This window comes from Kitasatospora sp. YST-16 (assembly GCF_026802215.1).
Lineage (GTDB): Bacteria > Actinomycetota > Actinomycetes > Streptomycetales > Streptomycetaceae > Kitasatospora > Kitasatospora cineracea.
On sequence record NZ_CP113837.1, the window covers coordinates 6473851 to 6488850 of the forward strand.

12 protein-coding genes are annotated in these 15000 nt (G+C 73.4%); 4 read left to right on the plus strand and 8 right to left on the minus strand.

Features of this window, described 5'->3' with window-relative positions; translation table 11 throughout:
• The first annotated feature begins 33 nt into the window (after window positions 1-33).
• Both OU787_RS29210 and OU787_RS29215 read left to right on the plus strand, forming a co-directional pair.
• On the plus strand, window positions 34-729 hold the full coding sequence (locus OU787_RS29210) for a hypothetical protein (RefSeq protein WP_268661158.1): 696 nt from the start codon (window positions 34-36) through the stop codon (window positions 727-729).
• Window positions 730-785: 56 nt separating this feature from the next.
• On the plus strand, window positions 786-1061 hold the full coding sequence (locus OU787_RS29215) for a hypothetical protein (RefSeq protein WP_030460388.1): 276 nt from the start codon (window positions 786-788) through the stop codon (window positions 1059-1061).
• A gap of 1 nt (window position 1062) precedes the next feature.
• Here the strand turns inward: OU787_RS29215 and OU787_RS29220 are convergent, their stop codons facing one another.
• From OU787_RS29220 to OU787_RS29240, 5 genes are all read right to left on the minus strand, one after another.
• Complete coding sequence (locus tag OU787_RS29220; RefSeq protein WP_268661159.1) at window positions 1063-2214, minus strand: XdhC family protein; 1152 nt, start codon at window positions 2212-2214, stop codon at window positions 1063-1065.
• A 64-nt stretch (window positions 2215-2278) separates the two neighbouring features.
• A complete protein-coding gene (locus OU787_RS29225) occupies window positions 2279-3742 on the minus strand; it encodes an NCS2 family permease (RefSeq protein ID WP_030460386.1) in 1464 nt (487 codons plus the stop codon).
• 189 nt (window positions 3743-3931) lie between these two features.
• Complete coding sequence (gene pucD, locus OU787_RS29230; RefSeq protein WP_268661160.1) at window positions 3932-6292, minus strand: xanthine dehydrogenase subunit D; 2361 nt, start codon at window positions 6290-6292, stop codon at window positions 3932-3934.
• Window positions 6289-6777 carry a (2Fe-2S)-binding protein gene (locus OU787_RS29235; protein WP_030460384.1) on the minus strand — a complete coding sequence of 163 codons (489 nt, stop codon included), beginning with the start codon at window positions 6775-6777 and terminating at the stop codon, window positions 6289-6291. Before OU787_RS29235 ends, pucD begins: the two co-directional genes overlap by 4 nt.
• The gene (locus OU787_RS29240) at window positions 6774-7661 is read right to left on the minus strand and encodes an FAD binding domain-containing protein (RefSeq protein ID WP_268661161.1); all 888 of its coding nucleotides are present in this window, start codon (window positions 7659-7661) and stop codon (window positions 6774-6776) included. The genes OU787_RS29235 and OU787_RS29240 overlap by 4 nt, the downstream gene beginning before the upstream one ends.
• Window positions 7662-7945: 284 nt before the next feature.
• Here OU787_RS29240 and OU787_RS29245 point away from each other — a divergent pair, with 284 nt between their 5' ends.
• Complete coding sequence (locus tag OU787_RS29245; RefSeq protein WP_268661162.1) at window positions 7946-9538, plus strand: PucR family transcriptional regulator; 1593 nt, start codon at window positions 7946-7948, stop codon at window positions 9536-9538.
• 60 nt (window positions 9539-9598) lie between these two features.
• Here the strand turns inward: OU787_RS29245 and OU787_RS29250 are convergent, their stop codons facing one another.
• From OU787_RS29250 to OU787_RS29260, 3 genes are all read right to left on the minus strand, one after another.
• A complete protein-coding gene (locus OU787_RS29250) occupies window positions 9599-10960 on the minus strand; it encodes an acyltransferase family protein (RefSeq protein ID WP_268661163.1) in 1362 nt (453 codons plus the stop codon).
• Window position 10961: 1 nt separating this feature from the next.
• Complete coding sequence (locus tag OU787_RS29255) at window positions 10962-13049, minus strand: bifunctional polysaccharide deacetylase/glycosyltransferase family 2 protein (RefSeq protein WP_380366017.1); 2088 nt, start codon at window positions 13047-13049, stop codon at window positions 10962-10964.
• 94 nt (window positions 13050-13143) lie between these two features.
• Window positions 13144-13617, minus strand: a complete 474-nt coding sequence (locus OU787_RS29260; RefSeq protein WP_268661164.1) for a hypothetical protein — start codon at window positions 13615-13617, stop codon at window positions 13144-13146.
• Between the two features lie 402 nt (window positions 13618-14019).
• Between OU787_RS29260 and OU787_RS29265 the strand changes: the two genes are divergently transcribed.
• The gene (locus tag OU787_RS29265) at window positions 14020-14991 is read left to right on the plus strand and encodes a glycoside hydrolase family 16 protein (protein WP_268661165.1); all 972 of its coding nucleotides are present in this window, start codon (window positions 14020-14022) and stop codon (window positions 14989-14991) included.
• Window positions 14992-15000: the final 9 nt, after the last annotated feature.

Consider the following 15000-nt stretch of genomic DNA (forward strand, 5'->3'; position numbering starts at 1 on the left):
ACGGGTCGGGGGTGTCGAAGGGGGAGAACAGAGATGGCGCGCAACCCGATCGGCCGCAGAACGGCTCCCACCGCCGTGGCCGTCCTCCTGCTGGGCCTCGCGGCCTGCACCCAGGGCTCCGGGGCCCCGGACGACCACGCGACGGCCGTGGCCCCCACCGGGGCGCCCGCCGGGTCGGCGAGCCCCACCGGGGCGCCCACCGGGTCGGCGGCCCCCGTGGCGGGGTTCCCGGCCGAGGCGCGCAGCCAGGCGCTGGAGAGGGCGGCGGCCGAGGGCTGGTCACCGGTGGAGGGTTCCATCGCCTCGATCGGTGGACACGGCGGTCAGGTGCCGCAACTGCTCTGGCAGACGGCGTCCGGGGACGTCTGCCTGGTGGAGGCGGTCACCCGCCTCACCCCGGCGTCCACGTGCGAGGGGCCGGAGAAGCTGGCCGTGACCGGTCCGGGCCTGCGGCACGTCTTCTGGTCCACGCTGAACGCCGACGACACCATGACGGCCCTGCTGATGGCCAGCTCCGAGGAGGCGGTCTCGGTCAGCTGCGCGGGCCGGGACCACCCGCTGGCGGAGGTCGCCCGGTACACGGTCGGGGGCGTGGAGCGGCGCTTCTACACCGTCGACCTCCCCGAGGACCGGGGCGGCACCTACCAGGCCGTCGTCACGCGGAACGGGCAGCGGGTGACGGAGGACGTGCCGATCCTCTTCAGCCCCGCGAAGAAGACGGAGTGCTGACCCCGGGGGGCGCCCGCCGGGCCCGGGTTGTCGGTCCCGGGTGCCAGCCTGGCCCCATGGACGAGCGTGACAGCGAGCAGTTGCTGCGGGGCCGGGTCTACGGGGCGGACCACGACGATCCGGGGCCCCGGGCGGGCCGGGTGTACCGGGAGCTGGTCGGGGGGCCGTTGGACGGGCTGCTGCTGGACGTCACGGGCTGGGCGGCCGACACCCTCGCGGACGGCGCCGACCTGCCCACCCACCTGGGGCGTTACGGCGGGGCCGGCACCTCCCGCTACGCGCCGCGGGCGGCGGATCCGCGGCGGTGGGACTGGGGCGGCGACAGCCGCTAGCTCAGGCCGCGTGCGGGGAGCCGGGGTCGGCGGTGAGGTCGTGGTGGATCGGGCCGCCGGTGGCGGAGAGCGGGAGGCAGGAGCCGCCGCGGGCCTCGGCGACGAGCTGGGCGGCGATGGAGACGGCGGTCTCCTCGGGGGTGCGGGCGCCGAGGTCGAGGCCGATGGGGGAGTGCAGGCGGGCCAACTCGGTTTCGGTGAGGCCGACTTCGCGCAGCCGGGCGGTGCGGTCGCGGTGGGTGCGGCGGGAGCCCATCGCGCCGACGTAGCCGACCGGCAGGCGCAGGGCGCGTTCCAGCAGCGGGACGTCGAACTTGGCGTCGTGGGTCAGGACGCACAGCACGCTGCGGCCGTCGAGCCGCTCCAGCTGGGTGTCGAGGTAGCGGTGCGGCCAGTCGACGACGATCTCGTCGGCCTCGGGGAAGCGGCGCGCGGTGGCGAAGACCGGCCGGGCGTCGCAGACGGTGACGTGGTAGCCGAGGAACTTGCCGATCCGCACGACGGCCGAGGCGAAGTCGATCGCACCGAAGACCAGCATCCGCGGCGGCGGCACGTACGCCTCGACGAAGACGGTGACGGTGTGCTCGGCCGACGGGTCGCAGGGCCGCCCGTCCAGGCCGAGGACCAGCCGGCCGGTGCGCCCGGCGGAGAGCATCGCGCGGGCCTCGGCGACGGCGGCGCGCTCCAGCCGGAAGGAGGCGAAGGTGCCGTGGTGGGCGTCGGCGGTGACGGCGAGGGTGCCGCCGAGCAGCGCGGGCGGGCCGTCGACGATCCGGGCGACCGCGACGGGCGTGCCGGAGGCGGTGTAGGCGACGGCGGCGTCCAGGCCGGGGTCCGCGCCGGGGACGACCGGCTGGACGAAGACGTCGAGCAGGCCGCCGCAGGTCAGGCCGACGGCGAAGGCGTCCTCGTCGCTGTAGCCGAAGCGTTCCAGCACGGGAACGCCGGTCTCCAGCGCGGTGCGGCACAGCTCGTACACGGCGCCCTCGACGCAGCCGCCGGAGACCGAGCCGACCGCCTCGCCGTCCGCGTCGACGGCCAGCGCGGCGCCCGGGTCGCGCGGGGCGGAGCCGGAGACGCCGACCACGGTGGCCACCGCGAAGGGGCGTCCGGCGGCGTGCCAGGTGTGCAGCTGGGCGGCGATGTCGTGCACGGGTTTGCTCCTCGCAGCGGGACGGCGCCGCCCCGCCGGAGGGTCCGGCGGGGCGGCGGGGGCGTCAGTGGACGCCCAGCCAGGACTTGATCGGGACGAGCGCGAAGTACACGACGAACACGCCGGTCAGGATCCACATCAGCGGGCCGGGCTCGCGCCACTTGCCGGTGCCCGCCTTGATCACGGTGTACGAGATGACGCCGGCCGCGACGCCCGCGGTGATGCTGTACGTGAACGGCATCAGCACGCAGGTGAGGAACGCCGGGATGGCGACCTCGCGGTCCGACCAGTCGATGTGCCGGGCCTGGCTCATCATCATCGAGCCGATCACCACCAGCGCGGCGGAGGCGACCTGCACCGGCACCACGGCGGCCACCGGCGAGAAGAACAGCATCAGCGCGAACACGCCGCCGGTGACGGTGGAGGCCAGGCCGGTGCGGGCGCCGTCGCCGACGCCGGTCGCCGACTCGACGAACACGGTCTGCCCGGACGCCCCGGACAGGCCGCCGATCGCGCCGCCCGCGCCGTCGATGAACAGCGCCTTCGACAGGCCGGGCATCCGGCCCTTGGAGTCGGCCAGCCCGGCCTCGGTGCCGACGCCGATGATGGTGGCCATCGCGTCGAAGAACCCGGCCAGCACCAGGGTGAACACGGCGACCGAGGCGCTGATCGCGCCCAGCCCGTGCGAGCCGAACGCGCCGAACAGGTCGACGTGTCCGAACAGCCCGAAGTCGGGCGCGGAGACCGGCGAGCCGGGCCAGGTCGGCGCCGAGCCGCCCCAGTCCTTCGCGGTCAACCCGGCGGCCTCGTTGACCACCAGCGCGACCACGGTGCCCGCCGCGATGCCGATCAGGATCGCGCCCCGCACGTTCCGGGCCAGCAGCACGAAGATGGTCAGCAGGGTGAGGGAGAAGATCAGCACCGGCCAGCCCTGGAGCTCGCCGAACGGGCCGAGCGAGAGCGGGGTGGGGCCGCCGGTGTGCACGAACCCGGCCTTGTAGAGGCCGATGATCGAGACGAACAGGCCGATGCCGATGGTGATGGCGTGCTTGAGCGGCAGCGGGATGCCGTTCATGATCTTCTCGCGCAGGCCGGAGACCACCAGCAGCACGATCAGCAGGCCGTAGATCACGCACAGGCCCATCGCCTGCGCCCAGGTGGTGTGCGGCACCACCAGCGCGGATATCGCGCCCGAGACGGACAGGCCGGCCGCGACCGCCAGCGGCACGTTGCCGACCACGCCCATCAGGATCGTGGTGACGGCAGCGGCCAGCGCGGTGGCGGTGGTCAGCTGGGCGTGGCTCAGCTTGGCGCCGGTGACGTCCGCGCCGCTCAGGATGATCGGGTTGAGCAGGACGATGTAGGCCATCGCCATGAAGGTGGTGAGACCGCCGCGGATCTCGTTGCCCAGGGTGGAGCCGCGCGCAGAGATCTTGAAGTAGGCGTCGAGGGCGCCTCTGGGAGGTGTTTCGGGCGCGGTGGGGGCCGCTTCGTCGGTGGGGCCGGGCTCCGTGGAGGTCCGGGACATGTCCACTCCCAAGGTTCATAGGGGGTTGGGGTGGGCGAGCCGACCTGAATGCCCGTCAGGTGGGGTACGCAGGGGGACTGGTTCGACTCACGGGTGGGGGTGCTGCGGGGCCCGGCGAGACTCCGGCAGCGCCCCGGGGGTCGGCAGGGAAGACTGGGTGCCGCCCCCGGGGACGTTCTTGACGGGCCGTCAGAGCGTGTCGGTCAGGTGCTCCGGCCGCACCGGGATGCGGTTGAGCGCCTTGCCGGTGGCCTGGCGGATGGCCGCGACGATCGACGGGGTGGCGGAGACGGTGGGGGCCTCGCCGACGCCGCGCAGCCCGTACGGGGCGTTCGGGTCGGGGAGCTCCAGGATCTGCACCGGGATCGGCGGGGTGTCCAGGATGGTGGGGATCAGGTAGTCGGTGAAGGAGGCGTTGCGCACCTTGCCGTCCTTGACCACGATCTCCTCCATCACCGCGAGCCCCAGCGCCTGGGTGCAGCCGCCCTGGATCTGGCCGACCACCGAGAGCGGGTTGAGCGCCTTGCCGACGTCCTGCACGGCCGTCAGCTCGACCACCTTGACCAGGCCCAGCTCCACGTCCACGTCCACCACCGCGCGGTTGGCGCAGAAGGTGTACTGGACGTGGCCGAAGCCCTGCCCGGTCTCCTTGTCGAACGGGACGGTGGGGCGGTGGTGGTGCTCGCGGGTCTGCTCGATGGCGTCCTCGCCGAGCAGGTCCACGATCGGGATCAGCACGCCCGCCGAGGCCGAGACCACCTTGCCGCCGACCAGCGACAGGTCGTCCTGCGTCCAGCCGTAGCGGTGCCGCCCGCGCTCCAGCAGCTCGTGCCGGACCGCCTCGGCGGCCAGCTTCACCGCGCCGCCGGTCATGTACGTCTGCCGGGACGCGGAGGTCGAACCCGCCGAGCCGACCTCGGTGTTGGCCGGGTGGATGGTGACCTGCTCGACGCCCAGCTCGGTGCGGGCGATCTGGGCGTGCACGGTGACGCCGCCCTGGCCGACCTCGGCCATCGCGGTGTGCACCATGGCGACCGGCTCGCCGCCGATCACCTCCAGCCGGACCCGGGCGGTCGAGTAGTCGTCGAAGCCCTCGGAGAAGCCGACGTTCTTGATGCCCACCGAGTAGCCGACGCCGCGCACGATGCCCTCGCCGTGCGAGGTGTTGGACAGCGCGCCCGGCAGGGTGCGCACGTCCAGGTGCTCCAGGTCGAGCGGCGGCGGCAGCGGCATGTCCTTGACCCGCTGGAGCAGTTCGGCGACCGGCGCGGGCGCGTCGATCTCCTGCCCGGTCGGCATCCGGTCGCCCTGGGTGACGGCGTTCAGCTGCCGCAGCTCCACCGGGTCCATGCCGAGCGCCTCGGCCAGCTTGTCCAGCTGCGACTCGTAGCCGAACGCGGCCTGCACCGCGCCGAAGCCGCGCATCGCCCCGCAGGACGGGTTGTTGGAGTACAGCGCGATGGCGTGCATCCGCACGTTCGGGATGACGTACGGGCCGTGGCCCAGCGAGGCGGCGTTGCCGACCACCGCGGGGGAGGCGGAGGCGTAGGCGCCGCCGTCCAGCACGATCCGGCAGTCCGCGAAGACCAGCTTGCCGTCGCGGGTGGCGCCGTGCTCGTAGCGCATCTTCGCCGGGTGGCGGTGCACGTGCCCGAAGAACGACTCGTCCCGGGCGTAGACGATCTTGACGGGCTTGCCGGTGTGCAGCGCCAGCAGGCAGGCGTGGATCTGCATCGACAGGTCCTCGCGGCCGCCGAACGCCCCGCCCACCCCGGCCAGCGTGAGCCGGACCTTCTCCAGCGGCAGGTCCAGCACGGGCGCCATCTGCTGGCGGTCCACGTGCAGCCACTGGGTGGCGATGTACAGGTCGACGCCGCCGTCCTCGGCGGGCACCGCCAGGCCGGACTCCGGGCCCAGGAACGCCTGGTCCTGCATGCCGACCTCGTACTCGCCGGACACGATCACGTCCGCCAGCGCCCGCACCTCGTCGGTGACGCCCAGGCCGGAGACCAGCTTCTGCTCGTGGCAGACGTTGCCGTACGCGTGCGACCGGTACTCGTGCGGCTCGTGCACGTAGCCGTGGGTCTCCGGGTCGAGGCACTGCTCCTCGGTGGTGATCGGGGTGAGCACCTCGTACTCGACCTTGATCTTCTTCACCGCGCGGCGGGCCGTCTCCGGGTGGTCCGCGGCCACCAGGGCGATCGCCTCGCCGTGGTAGCGGACCTTGTCGATCGCCAGGGCCGGCTGGTCCTGGATCTCCAGGCCGTAGTACTTCTCGCCCGGGATGTCCTCGTGGGTGAGCACCGCGTACACCCCGGGCACCTTCAGCGCCTCCGAGACGTCGACCGACAGGATGTTGGCGCGCGGGTGCGGGGAGCGCAGCGCGGTGCCCCACAGCATGTCCTCGTGCCACATGTCGGAGGAGTAGGCGAACTCGCCCTTCACCTTCAGCGTGCCGTCCGGGCGCAGCGGGGAGCCGCCGACGCCGTCCTTGGACGCCTGGTTGATCTTCTGCAGGTTCTTCTGGCCCTGGATCGTCCGCGCGGTCACTTCGCCACCCCTTCGACCGAGCACTTGCGGGCCGAGGCCAGCCGCACCGCGTCCATGATCTTCTCGTAGCCGGTGCAGCGGCACAGGTTGCCCGACAGCGCCTCGCGGATGTCCGTGTCCGAGGGCTGCGGGTCCGCGGCCAGCAGGGCGTCGGTCTGCACCAGCAGGCCCGGGGTGCAGAAGCCGCACTGCACGGCGCCCGCGTCCACGAACGCCTGCTGCACCAGGCCCAGCTCGCCGTCCTGGCCGGCCAGGCCCTCCACGGTGCGCACCTCGCGGCCCTGCACCTGGCCCGCCGCCACCAGGCAGGAGCACACCGGCACCCCGTCCAGGTAGACCGTGCACGAGCCGCACTCGCCCTGCTCGCAGGCGTTCTTCGACCCGGGCAGGCCGACCCGCTCGCGCAGGACGTACAGCAGGGACTCGCCCTCCCACACGTCGTCGGCCTCCACCGGCTTGCCGTTCGCGCTGAACGTGACCCTCATGCCGCGCTCCTGATCTGCTTGCGATAGTCGTTCCAACACCACGTCAGGGTGCGCCGGGCCATCACGGCCAGCGCGTGCCGCCGGTAGTCGGCGGTGCCCCGGACGTCGTCGATCGGCGAGGCCGCGGCCTTCACCAGCTCGCCGAAGCGCTGCACCACCTCCGGGCCCAGCAGCTCGCCGCTCTCCCACAGGCCGCGCTCGGCCAGCACCCCGCCCAGGTACTCCTCGGCCGCCACGGCCCGGCGCGGCGTCGGCGCGGCCGACCCGATGCCGGTGCCGACCGTGCCGTCCTTCGGGTGCAGCGCGAAGCCGAACGCGCAGACCGCGATCACCATCGCGTTGCGGGTGCCGATCTTCGAGAACTGCTGCGGGCCGTCCGCGACCGGGATCCGCACCGCGCGGATCAGCTCGTCCGGCTCCAGGCTGTTGCGCTTCACCCCGAGGTAGAACTCGTCGATCGGGATCAGCCGCACCCCGCGCACCGAGTGCGCCTCCACCAGCACGTCCCGGCCCGCGGCCAGCAGCGCCGGGTGCGAGTCGCCGGCCGGCGAGGCCGCGCCCAGGTTGCCGCCGACACTGCCGCGGTTGCGGATCTGCGGCGAGCCCACCGTGTGCGCGGCCAGCGCCAGGCCCGGCAGCGGCACCGACAGCTCGTCGATGATCCGGGCGTACGGCACCGCCGCGCCCAACCGGACGGCGTCGCCGTCGTCCGTCCACTCGGTGAGCTCGGTGATGCGGTTCAGGTCGAGGATCGCGGATGGCCGGTGCACGTCGAAGTTCATCTCGACCATGACGTCCGTGCCGCCCGAGATGGGCAGCGCGGTGGGGTGCTCGGCCTTCGCCGCGAGTGCCTCGTCCCAGGTAGCGGGCCGAAGGAACTCCATGCGGGTAACTCCTCAAGTCGTCGCCGACGGACGCGGGCACTGCGCCCTTGCCGGCACCCGGGGCCGGGAGGCCGGTCGGGCGCCGCGGTGCAGCCCGGCGGCGTGTTGGCAAGTGAACCGCTGTGACCGGGGCCACTGGCAGTCACCGATGGCATGAGGCCCGGCGGTGGCCCACCGCGCCGTCCTGTACGTTCCTCTAAGGTGGACGATCCTCCAGCTCAGCTCGTGCACACTGGGCCGTTCCAACCCTCCGTTCCCACCCTCACAGACCAAGGAGGGCGCCCATGCGCGTCCGCGACCTGCTCGCCCCCGGCGCCCCCCGACTGCGCCTGCTCGCCGGCGAGGACGAGCTCGACCGGCAGGTCACCGGAGTGATGACCACCGACCTCCAGGACCCGGGGCGCTACCTGCACGGCGGCGAACTCGTCCTCACCGGCATGCTCTGGCGCACCGCCCCCGCCGACTCCGAGCGCTTCGTGCGCACCATCGTCGCGGCCGGCGCCGCCGCCCTCGGCGCCGGCGAGGTCGAGGTCGGCCCCGTCCCCGACGACCTCGCCGCCGCCTGCCGCCGCCACCGCCTGCCGCTGCTCGCCGTCCCCGACGACGTCGCCTTCGGCGCCGTCACCGAGTACGTCGGCCGCCAGGTCTCCGCCGACCGGGCCGCCGACCTCGCCGCCCTGGTCGACCGGCACCGCCTGCTGGTCTCCGCCGCCGGCGCCGGCGGCCTGGACGCCGTCCTCGACCTGCTCGGCGGCGACCTCGACCTCGACTGCTGGGTCCTCACCCCCACCGGACGCGTCGTCGCCGGACCCGCCGACCACCTGCCGCCCGCCGACCGCGACCAGCTCGTCCGCGCCCACCTCGCCGCCCAGCGCCAGCGCCGCCGCCCCCCGCACCGGGTCCGCCTCGCCACCGGCACCTACTCGCTGCTGCCCGCCGCCGCCGACCCCGCCGACGAGGCCCCGCTCGCCGACTGGATCCTCGCCGTCGCCGGCGACGTCACCGAGTGGACCCCCAAGCGCCAGCAGCTCGCCGAGAACCTGGCCCGCCTGGTCGCCGCCGAACGCACCCGCCGCGACGAGGGCCGCCGGCTGCGCCGCCGGATCGCCGACGAGGTCCTCGCCCTGCTCCAGCGCGACGCCGACCCCGCCGAGATCGGCCGCGCCCTCCAGGCGTCCACCACCATGGCCGCCCGCTACGAGGGCTCCACCGAGACCTCCGGCGACCAGCCCCAGTGGCTGGTGCTCTCCGCCGACGCCACCGGCCTGCCCGACGGCGCGCTGCGCCCGGTCCTCGAGGAGGCGCTGGCCGCCGCCACCGACCGGGCCCTGGTCGCCGCCCTCGGACCCACCGGCGCCGTCGTCGTGCTGCCCGCCCTGGACACCGCGGTCCCCGCCGACGCGGTCCGCGCCCTGCTCGCCCCGCTGGAGGCCGGCCTCGGCTCCGAGGGCCGGATCACCGTCGGCGTCTGCGCCCCCGCCGCCGAGTCCGGCGGCCTGCGCGGCGCCCTCGAAGAGGCCCGGCACGCCCGCCGGATCGCCGCCGCCCGGGTCGGCCGGATCTGCGTCGCCGGCCCCGAGGAGCTCGCCTCGCACGTCCTGCTGCTGGCCGCCGTCCCCGACGAGGTCCGCCGCGCCTTCCGCAGCCGCCTGCTGGACAAGGTCATCGCCTACGACCTGGAGCACCAGGCCGACCTGGTCCGCACCCTGGAGGCCTTCCTGCGCTCCGACGGCTCCTGGACCCGCTGTGCCGCCCAGCTGCACGTCCACGTCAACACGCTGCGCTACCGGATCGGCCGGATCGAGGAGCTCACCGGCCGCGACCTGTCCCGGCTGGAGGACCGGGTCGACTTCTACCTGGCCCTGGAGCTCGCCTAGCCCGGGAACGCCGCAGGGCCCGGCCGGGCGGCCGGGCCCCTGCGGGCGGGTGCGGGCGGGTCAGGCGGCGACCCGGCGCTTGCCGCGCGGGCGGCGCGGGTAGGGCAGCAGCCGCGGCGAGCGCTTGGCGGCCACGTCCTCGACCCAGCCGAAGGCCAGCACCAGCAGGAGCAGCAGCGGCAGGCCGATCAGCAGGGTGAACCACTGGCTGGTGAGCAGCCAGCGCAGGTGCTGGTAGAAGAAGTCGACGTCCCACAGCCGGTCGATCACCGGGACGGCGGCCACCAGCGCGGTCACGTGCCACAGGTAGACGCTGACGGCGCGCGAGTTGAGCAGGCTGACCAGGCCGTTCCAGCGCTCCAGCGGGGCGGGCCAGCGCTCCCAGGACGGGCTGACGTGCAGCAGCAGGGCCACGAAGCCGAGCGACCACACCGCCTGGGCGATCGGCCACGCCTCGATGTCGGTGGGCTGGGTCGGGTCGACCGGCCGGGTCTGCAGGTACCAGAACCCGGCGACCATCACCAGCGGCGCGATCGACGGCAGGACGTACTGCGGGAGCTTCTTCAGCAGCCCCTCCTGGTGGGCCATGCCGAGGATCCAGCAGGAGCCGAAGGTCGCGAAGTCGTTGGCGGTCTCCCAGACCCGGTGGTAGACGAACTCCTGGTCGGCGAAGAACCCGTTCATCACGATCACCATCGCCAGCGGGAAGCACAGCGTGGCCACCGGGAAGCGGCGCAGCATCCGCAGCAGCAGCGGCGAGAGCAGCACGTACCAGAGGTAGGCCCGCAGGTACCACAGCGGCACCACCAGCTGGGTCGCCCAGCCGGACTCGACGTGGCCGCCCAGGCCGTGCAGCCCGTCCTCGGCGTACGGGGGCGTGCTCAGCGGCAGCAGCCAGAACGACAGCTTGGCCCACCACCAGGCGGGGTGGCCGTCGGCGCCGGGGCCGCCGCCGTCGACCACCTGGAGGGCCACCACGATGCCGCCGAACAGCCACATCGGCGGCAGCAGGCGGCGCAGCCGGCCGCGGACCACGCCGAGCGCGGGGCGGCCCAGCGAACGGGCCATCAGCGAGCCCGCCAGCGCGAACATCACGCCCATCGACGGGAACAGCAGCGGCAGCCAGAACCAGCCGAAGTTGTGGTAGAGCACCACCCGGACCAGCGCCAGCGCGCGCAGCAGGTCCAGGTAGCGGTCCCGGCCGCCCTTGCGGACCGGCGGCACGGGTTCGGCGGCCTCCTCCAGCTGGCGGCGCATCTGCTCGGGGATGCGCAGCGCCATGGTGTCCTCGTGGCGCCCGAAGGCGCCCCCGGGGTGCCCGGGGGTGTCCTCGTCGCGCCCGAAGTCGCGTCCGAAGCCGGCGGGGATGCGCAGCGGGACGGTGTCCTGGTGGACCCCGCGCCGCCCGGCGGGTGAAGTCATGTCAGCCCTCCACCGGTGCGGCGGCGACCTCGCCGGTGCGCCGGAGCTTCTGCCAGCGCAGCCGGCCACCGGTGAACGCGGTGATCGTGGACTGCAACAGGACGATGTACATCAACTGCCGGTAGACCACCTGCTGCAGCGGCAGGCTGATCAGGTGCCAGGGCTTCTCCCGGTCGAGCCGGAAGGCGTACCAGGACAGCACCGACTGGAGCAGGATGAAGCCGCCCCAGCTGGCCAGGGTGATCGGGGTGTCGCCGAACAGCACCCCGTACAGCAGGAACAGGTCGACCAGCGGGGCCAGCAGCGGGGCGACCACGCCGAACATCACCACCAGCGGCAGGCCGATCCGGCCGAACCGGCCGGCCGGGCCGCGGGCGGTCACCGCCCGGCGGTGCTTCCACATCGCCTGCATGGAGCCGTAGCTCCAGCGGTAGCGCTGCGACCACAGCTGCTGGAGGCTGGCGGGCGCCTCGGTCCAGGCGCGGGCGCGCTCGGCGTAGACGATCCGCCAGCCCGCGCTGAGCACCGCCATGGTGATGTCGGTGTCCTCGGCGAGGGTGTCGTCGCTCATCCCGCCGACCTCGCGCAGCGCCTCCCGGCGGAAGGCGCCGACCGCGCCGGGGATGGTCGGGATGACGTTGAGCACGTCGTACATCCGGCGGTCCAGGTTGTGGCCCAGCACGTACTCGATGTGCTGCCAGGCGCCGATCAGGCTGTCCCGGTTGCCGACCTTGGCGTTGCCCGCGACCGCGCCGATCTTCGGGTCGGCGAAGGGCTGCACCAGCTCGCGCACGGTGGACGGCTCGAAGACGGTGTCGCCGTCCATCATCACCACGATGTCGTGGGCGGCGGCCGCGACGCCGGCGTTCAGCGCGCTCGGCTTGCCGCCGTTGACCTTGCGGATCAGCCGGACGAACGGCAGGTCCATCTCCTCGACGATGTCCGCGGTGCCGTCCGTGGAGCCGTCGTCGATGACGATCACTTCGATCGGGTAGTCGCTCGCGGCCAGCGAGTTGAGGGTGTTGGCGATGCACTCGCGCTCGTTGTAGGCCGGGACCAGCACGGTGACCGGCTCGGTGACCGGGTCGCCCCAGGCGCCCTGCCTCCTGGAGCGGCGGGCGTGCACCGGCGCCAGGACGACCATCAGCGCGAACCGGCCGAAGTTGAGGAAGCCGACCAGCGCCAGCAGGGCGACCAGCACCGGCAGGGTGACCACGGCGACCTTGCTGGCCCAGATGAACACCTTGCCCGCCCACAGCTGGTAGCCGTGCACCGGCACCATGGCGCTGGGCGCGCCGAGCGCGTCGGAGATGGTGGTGAACCGGTAGCCCTCGCCCTGCAGCTTGACGATGATCTGTTCGAGCGCCTCGACGGTCTCCGAGCGGTCGCCGCCCGCGTCGTGCAGCAGGATCAGCTCGCCCGCGCCGGGCTTGGCGGGCATCGCCGCCTTGACGATCTCCTCGACGCCGGGGCGCTTCCAGTCGTCGGTGTCGCGGTCGATGAACGCCGTCAGGTAGCCGTGCGCGCCCACGTACTTGATGACCGGGTAGTTCCAGTCGTCCATCGCGGAGGCGTCGGAGGAGTACGGCGGCCGGAACAGCGAGCTGTGCACGCCCGCGACGCCGGCCAGCGCGAGCTGGGTCTGGGCCAGCTCCCAGCTGATCCGGGCGTGCGACTGGTAGGCCAGGTCGGGGTGGGTGAAGGTGTGCAGGCCGATCTCGTGGCCGTCCGCGACGATCTTCCGGATCAGCTCGGGGTTGCGGGTGGTCATCGAGCCGGTGACGAAGAAGTCGGCCCGGACCTGGTGGTCCTCCAGCACCTTGAGGATCTTCGGGGTCCACTCCGGGGAGGGGCCGTCGTCGAAGCTCAGCACGACGGTCCTGTCCGGGATCCGGTAGCTGACCGGCTCCGCCTTCTTGTCGCGCGCGTCGATCACCGGGCCGCCCTTGAGCAGGTCCTCGGGCACGGTGGTCTTGTCGACGGACTGCGCGATCCGGGTGTCGTGGAACACCTCGTTGGTGGCCAGGCCGCGCAGCACGAGGAGCACGAGCAGGCACGCCAGCAGGGACAGCGGCATGAAGAACCGCAGCGGCGGCGCGGCCAGTCGGCGCGGCCTGAGCAGGGACTGCCGGCGGCGCTGGTGGCGGGACAAGGGCGCTCCTGGAGATGGGCGGTGCGGACGGTCAGGGCTGCTTGGGCGACGTGCCGGTCGGCGTCGACCCGGGCTGCCCGGCGGTGGACTTCGCGCCGGTGGTCCTGGTACCGGTGGCCTTGGTGCCGGTCGGTTTCGACGGGGTGCCGCTGGGGCGCACGGCCGTCCGGGAAGAGGTCGCCGAGGGCGAGGGCGAGGGCGACTCGGCGGCCGTCGGCGACGCGGCGGGGGAGGGCGACACCGGGGCCTGCGCGGCCGGCGACTGGGCGGGCTGCGGGGGGACCACCAGCGGCGGGGCGTCGGCCTGCATGCCGATCAGGCTGCCGCCCATGGCGACCGCCAGGACCGCGCCCACCAGCGAGACCGGCCAGCCCAGTCCGCGCAGCAGCCGGCCGCGCAGGCCGGACTGGTCGACGAACACCGGCTCGGGGGCCAACTCCTCGGGCTCCCCGGCCTCCTGGAACTCCCGGAGGTCCGGGAAGTCCCGGAACCGGTCGTCGGGCACGGCGGGCTCCGCCGGGTACGCCGGTCCGGGTCCGGGGGGAGGGGTCGTGGCAGGGCGCACCTTGCGGGGCCCCTTTCAGTGCAGGGTTACGGGGGACGCGGGAGCGTAGGCCGAACGCTAGTCCACCGGTCCGAACGGAATGGGAACCGATGTCCTGGTTTGGTGCGATCTGGCGCGGTGTTGTAATCGGATCGAGATGACCGTTGCACTGGCGCCGTGCACAAGCGTGTACGGAGCGGTGACCTTGGCTCATGTCCGTCAGGACCGGGCCCCCGCCCGGGGAGGCGCCCTTGCGCCCCCCCGTTAAGATGACCGCTTCGTACGATCGGTCGTCCGGCCCCCCGCGCAGCGGGCGCCCCGGACGTTCCGCCACCGGCCCGCCGCCACGCCCAAGGAGCCCGTGTGAGCCAGCCCCGCCGCGTCCCCCGTTCCCGCGCGTGGAGGGTGCTCGCGCTGCCGGCCCTGGTGTGCGTGCTCGCCGCCTGCTCCAGCAGCCCGGCCCCCGGCGGCTCCCGGGCCGCCGCGGACGGGAAGTCCGCCTCCGGCGCCGCCGCGTCGCCGTCCCCGACGCCGACCGGCCCGCCCGGCACGATGTTCGACACCTTCCACTACACCGGCGCCGACGACCCCGAACTGGCCGCCCACGGCTGGGCGGTCCGGGACGGTGCGGGCGGTCCGGGCATCAAGGACAGCTGGTCCACCGCCGGCGCCGCCTTCCCCGAGGACGCCGACGCCCAGGGCGGCCGGGTGCTCAAGCTGAGCTCGTCCACCGACGGCACCAAGCAGGGCACCAAGCAGGTCGAGGTGCACAGCACCGGCGCCAACCTGCTCAACGGCACCTTCGCGGCCCGGGTCTACCTCGCCGACAAGCCCGCCGCCGGCCGCACCGGCGACCACGTCGTGCAGACCTTCTTCCCGATCTCCCCCGAGGACTCCTCGGCGAACTACAGCGAACTCGACTACGAGTACATGCCCAACGGCGGCTGGGGCTCGGTGGGCCCGCAGCTGGACACCACCAGCTGGTTCAAGTCCGACCCGCCGGACCGGGTCACCCACGCGCTGAAGAAGAACCTCGGCGGCTGGCACCTGATGATGATCACCGCGATGGACGGCAAGGTCACCTACTCGCTGGACGGCAAGGACCTGTTCACCAGCACCGGCAAGTACGTGCCGCGCGAGAAGATGGACATCCACTTCAGCAACTGGTTCATCGACCTGATGCCCTCGATCGCCGGGCAGCGCAGCTGGGACATGAAGGTCAACTGGTTCTACTACAAGGCCGACCAGGCCGTCTCGCAGGCCGACGTGCAGAAGACCGTCGACGGCTTCTACGCCGCGGGCACCGGCTACGTCAACACGCTGCCGAAGTCCTGACCGCCCGTC

Excerpts from the sequence above, each read along its gene's own strand:
- OU787_RS29245 (WP_268661162.1), top strand. The coding sequence starts at position 7,946 with ATGCGCGTCCGCGACCTGCTCGCCCCCGGCGCCCCCCGACTGCGCCTG.
- OU787_RS29215 (WP_030460388.1), top strand. The coding sequence starts at position 786 with ATGGACGAGCGTGACAGCGAGCAGTTGCTGCGGGGCCGGGTCTACGGG.
- OU787_RS29240 (WP_268661161.1), bottom strand. The coding sequence starts at position 7,661 with ATGGAGTTCCTTCGGCCCGCTACCTGGGACGAGGCACTCGCGGCGAAG.
- OU787_RS29235 (WP_030460384.1), bottom strand. The coding sequence starts at position 6,777 with ATGAGGGTCACGTTCAGCGCGAACGGCAAGCCGGTGGAGGCCGACGAC.
- OU787_RS29210 (WP_268661158.1), top strand. The coding sequence starts at position 34 with ATGGCGCGCAACCCGATCGGCCGCAGAACGGCTCCCACCGCCGTGGCC.
- OU787_RS29250 (WP_268661163.1), bottom strand. The coding sequence starts at position 10,960 with ATGACTTCACCCGCCGGGCGGCGCGGGGTCCACCAGGACACCGTCCCG.
- OU787_RS29225 (WP_030460386.1), bottom strand. The coding sequence starts at position 3,742 with ATGTCCCGGACCTCCACGGAGCCCGGCCCCACCGACGAAGCGGCCCCC.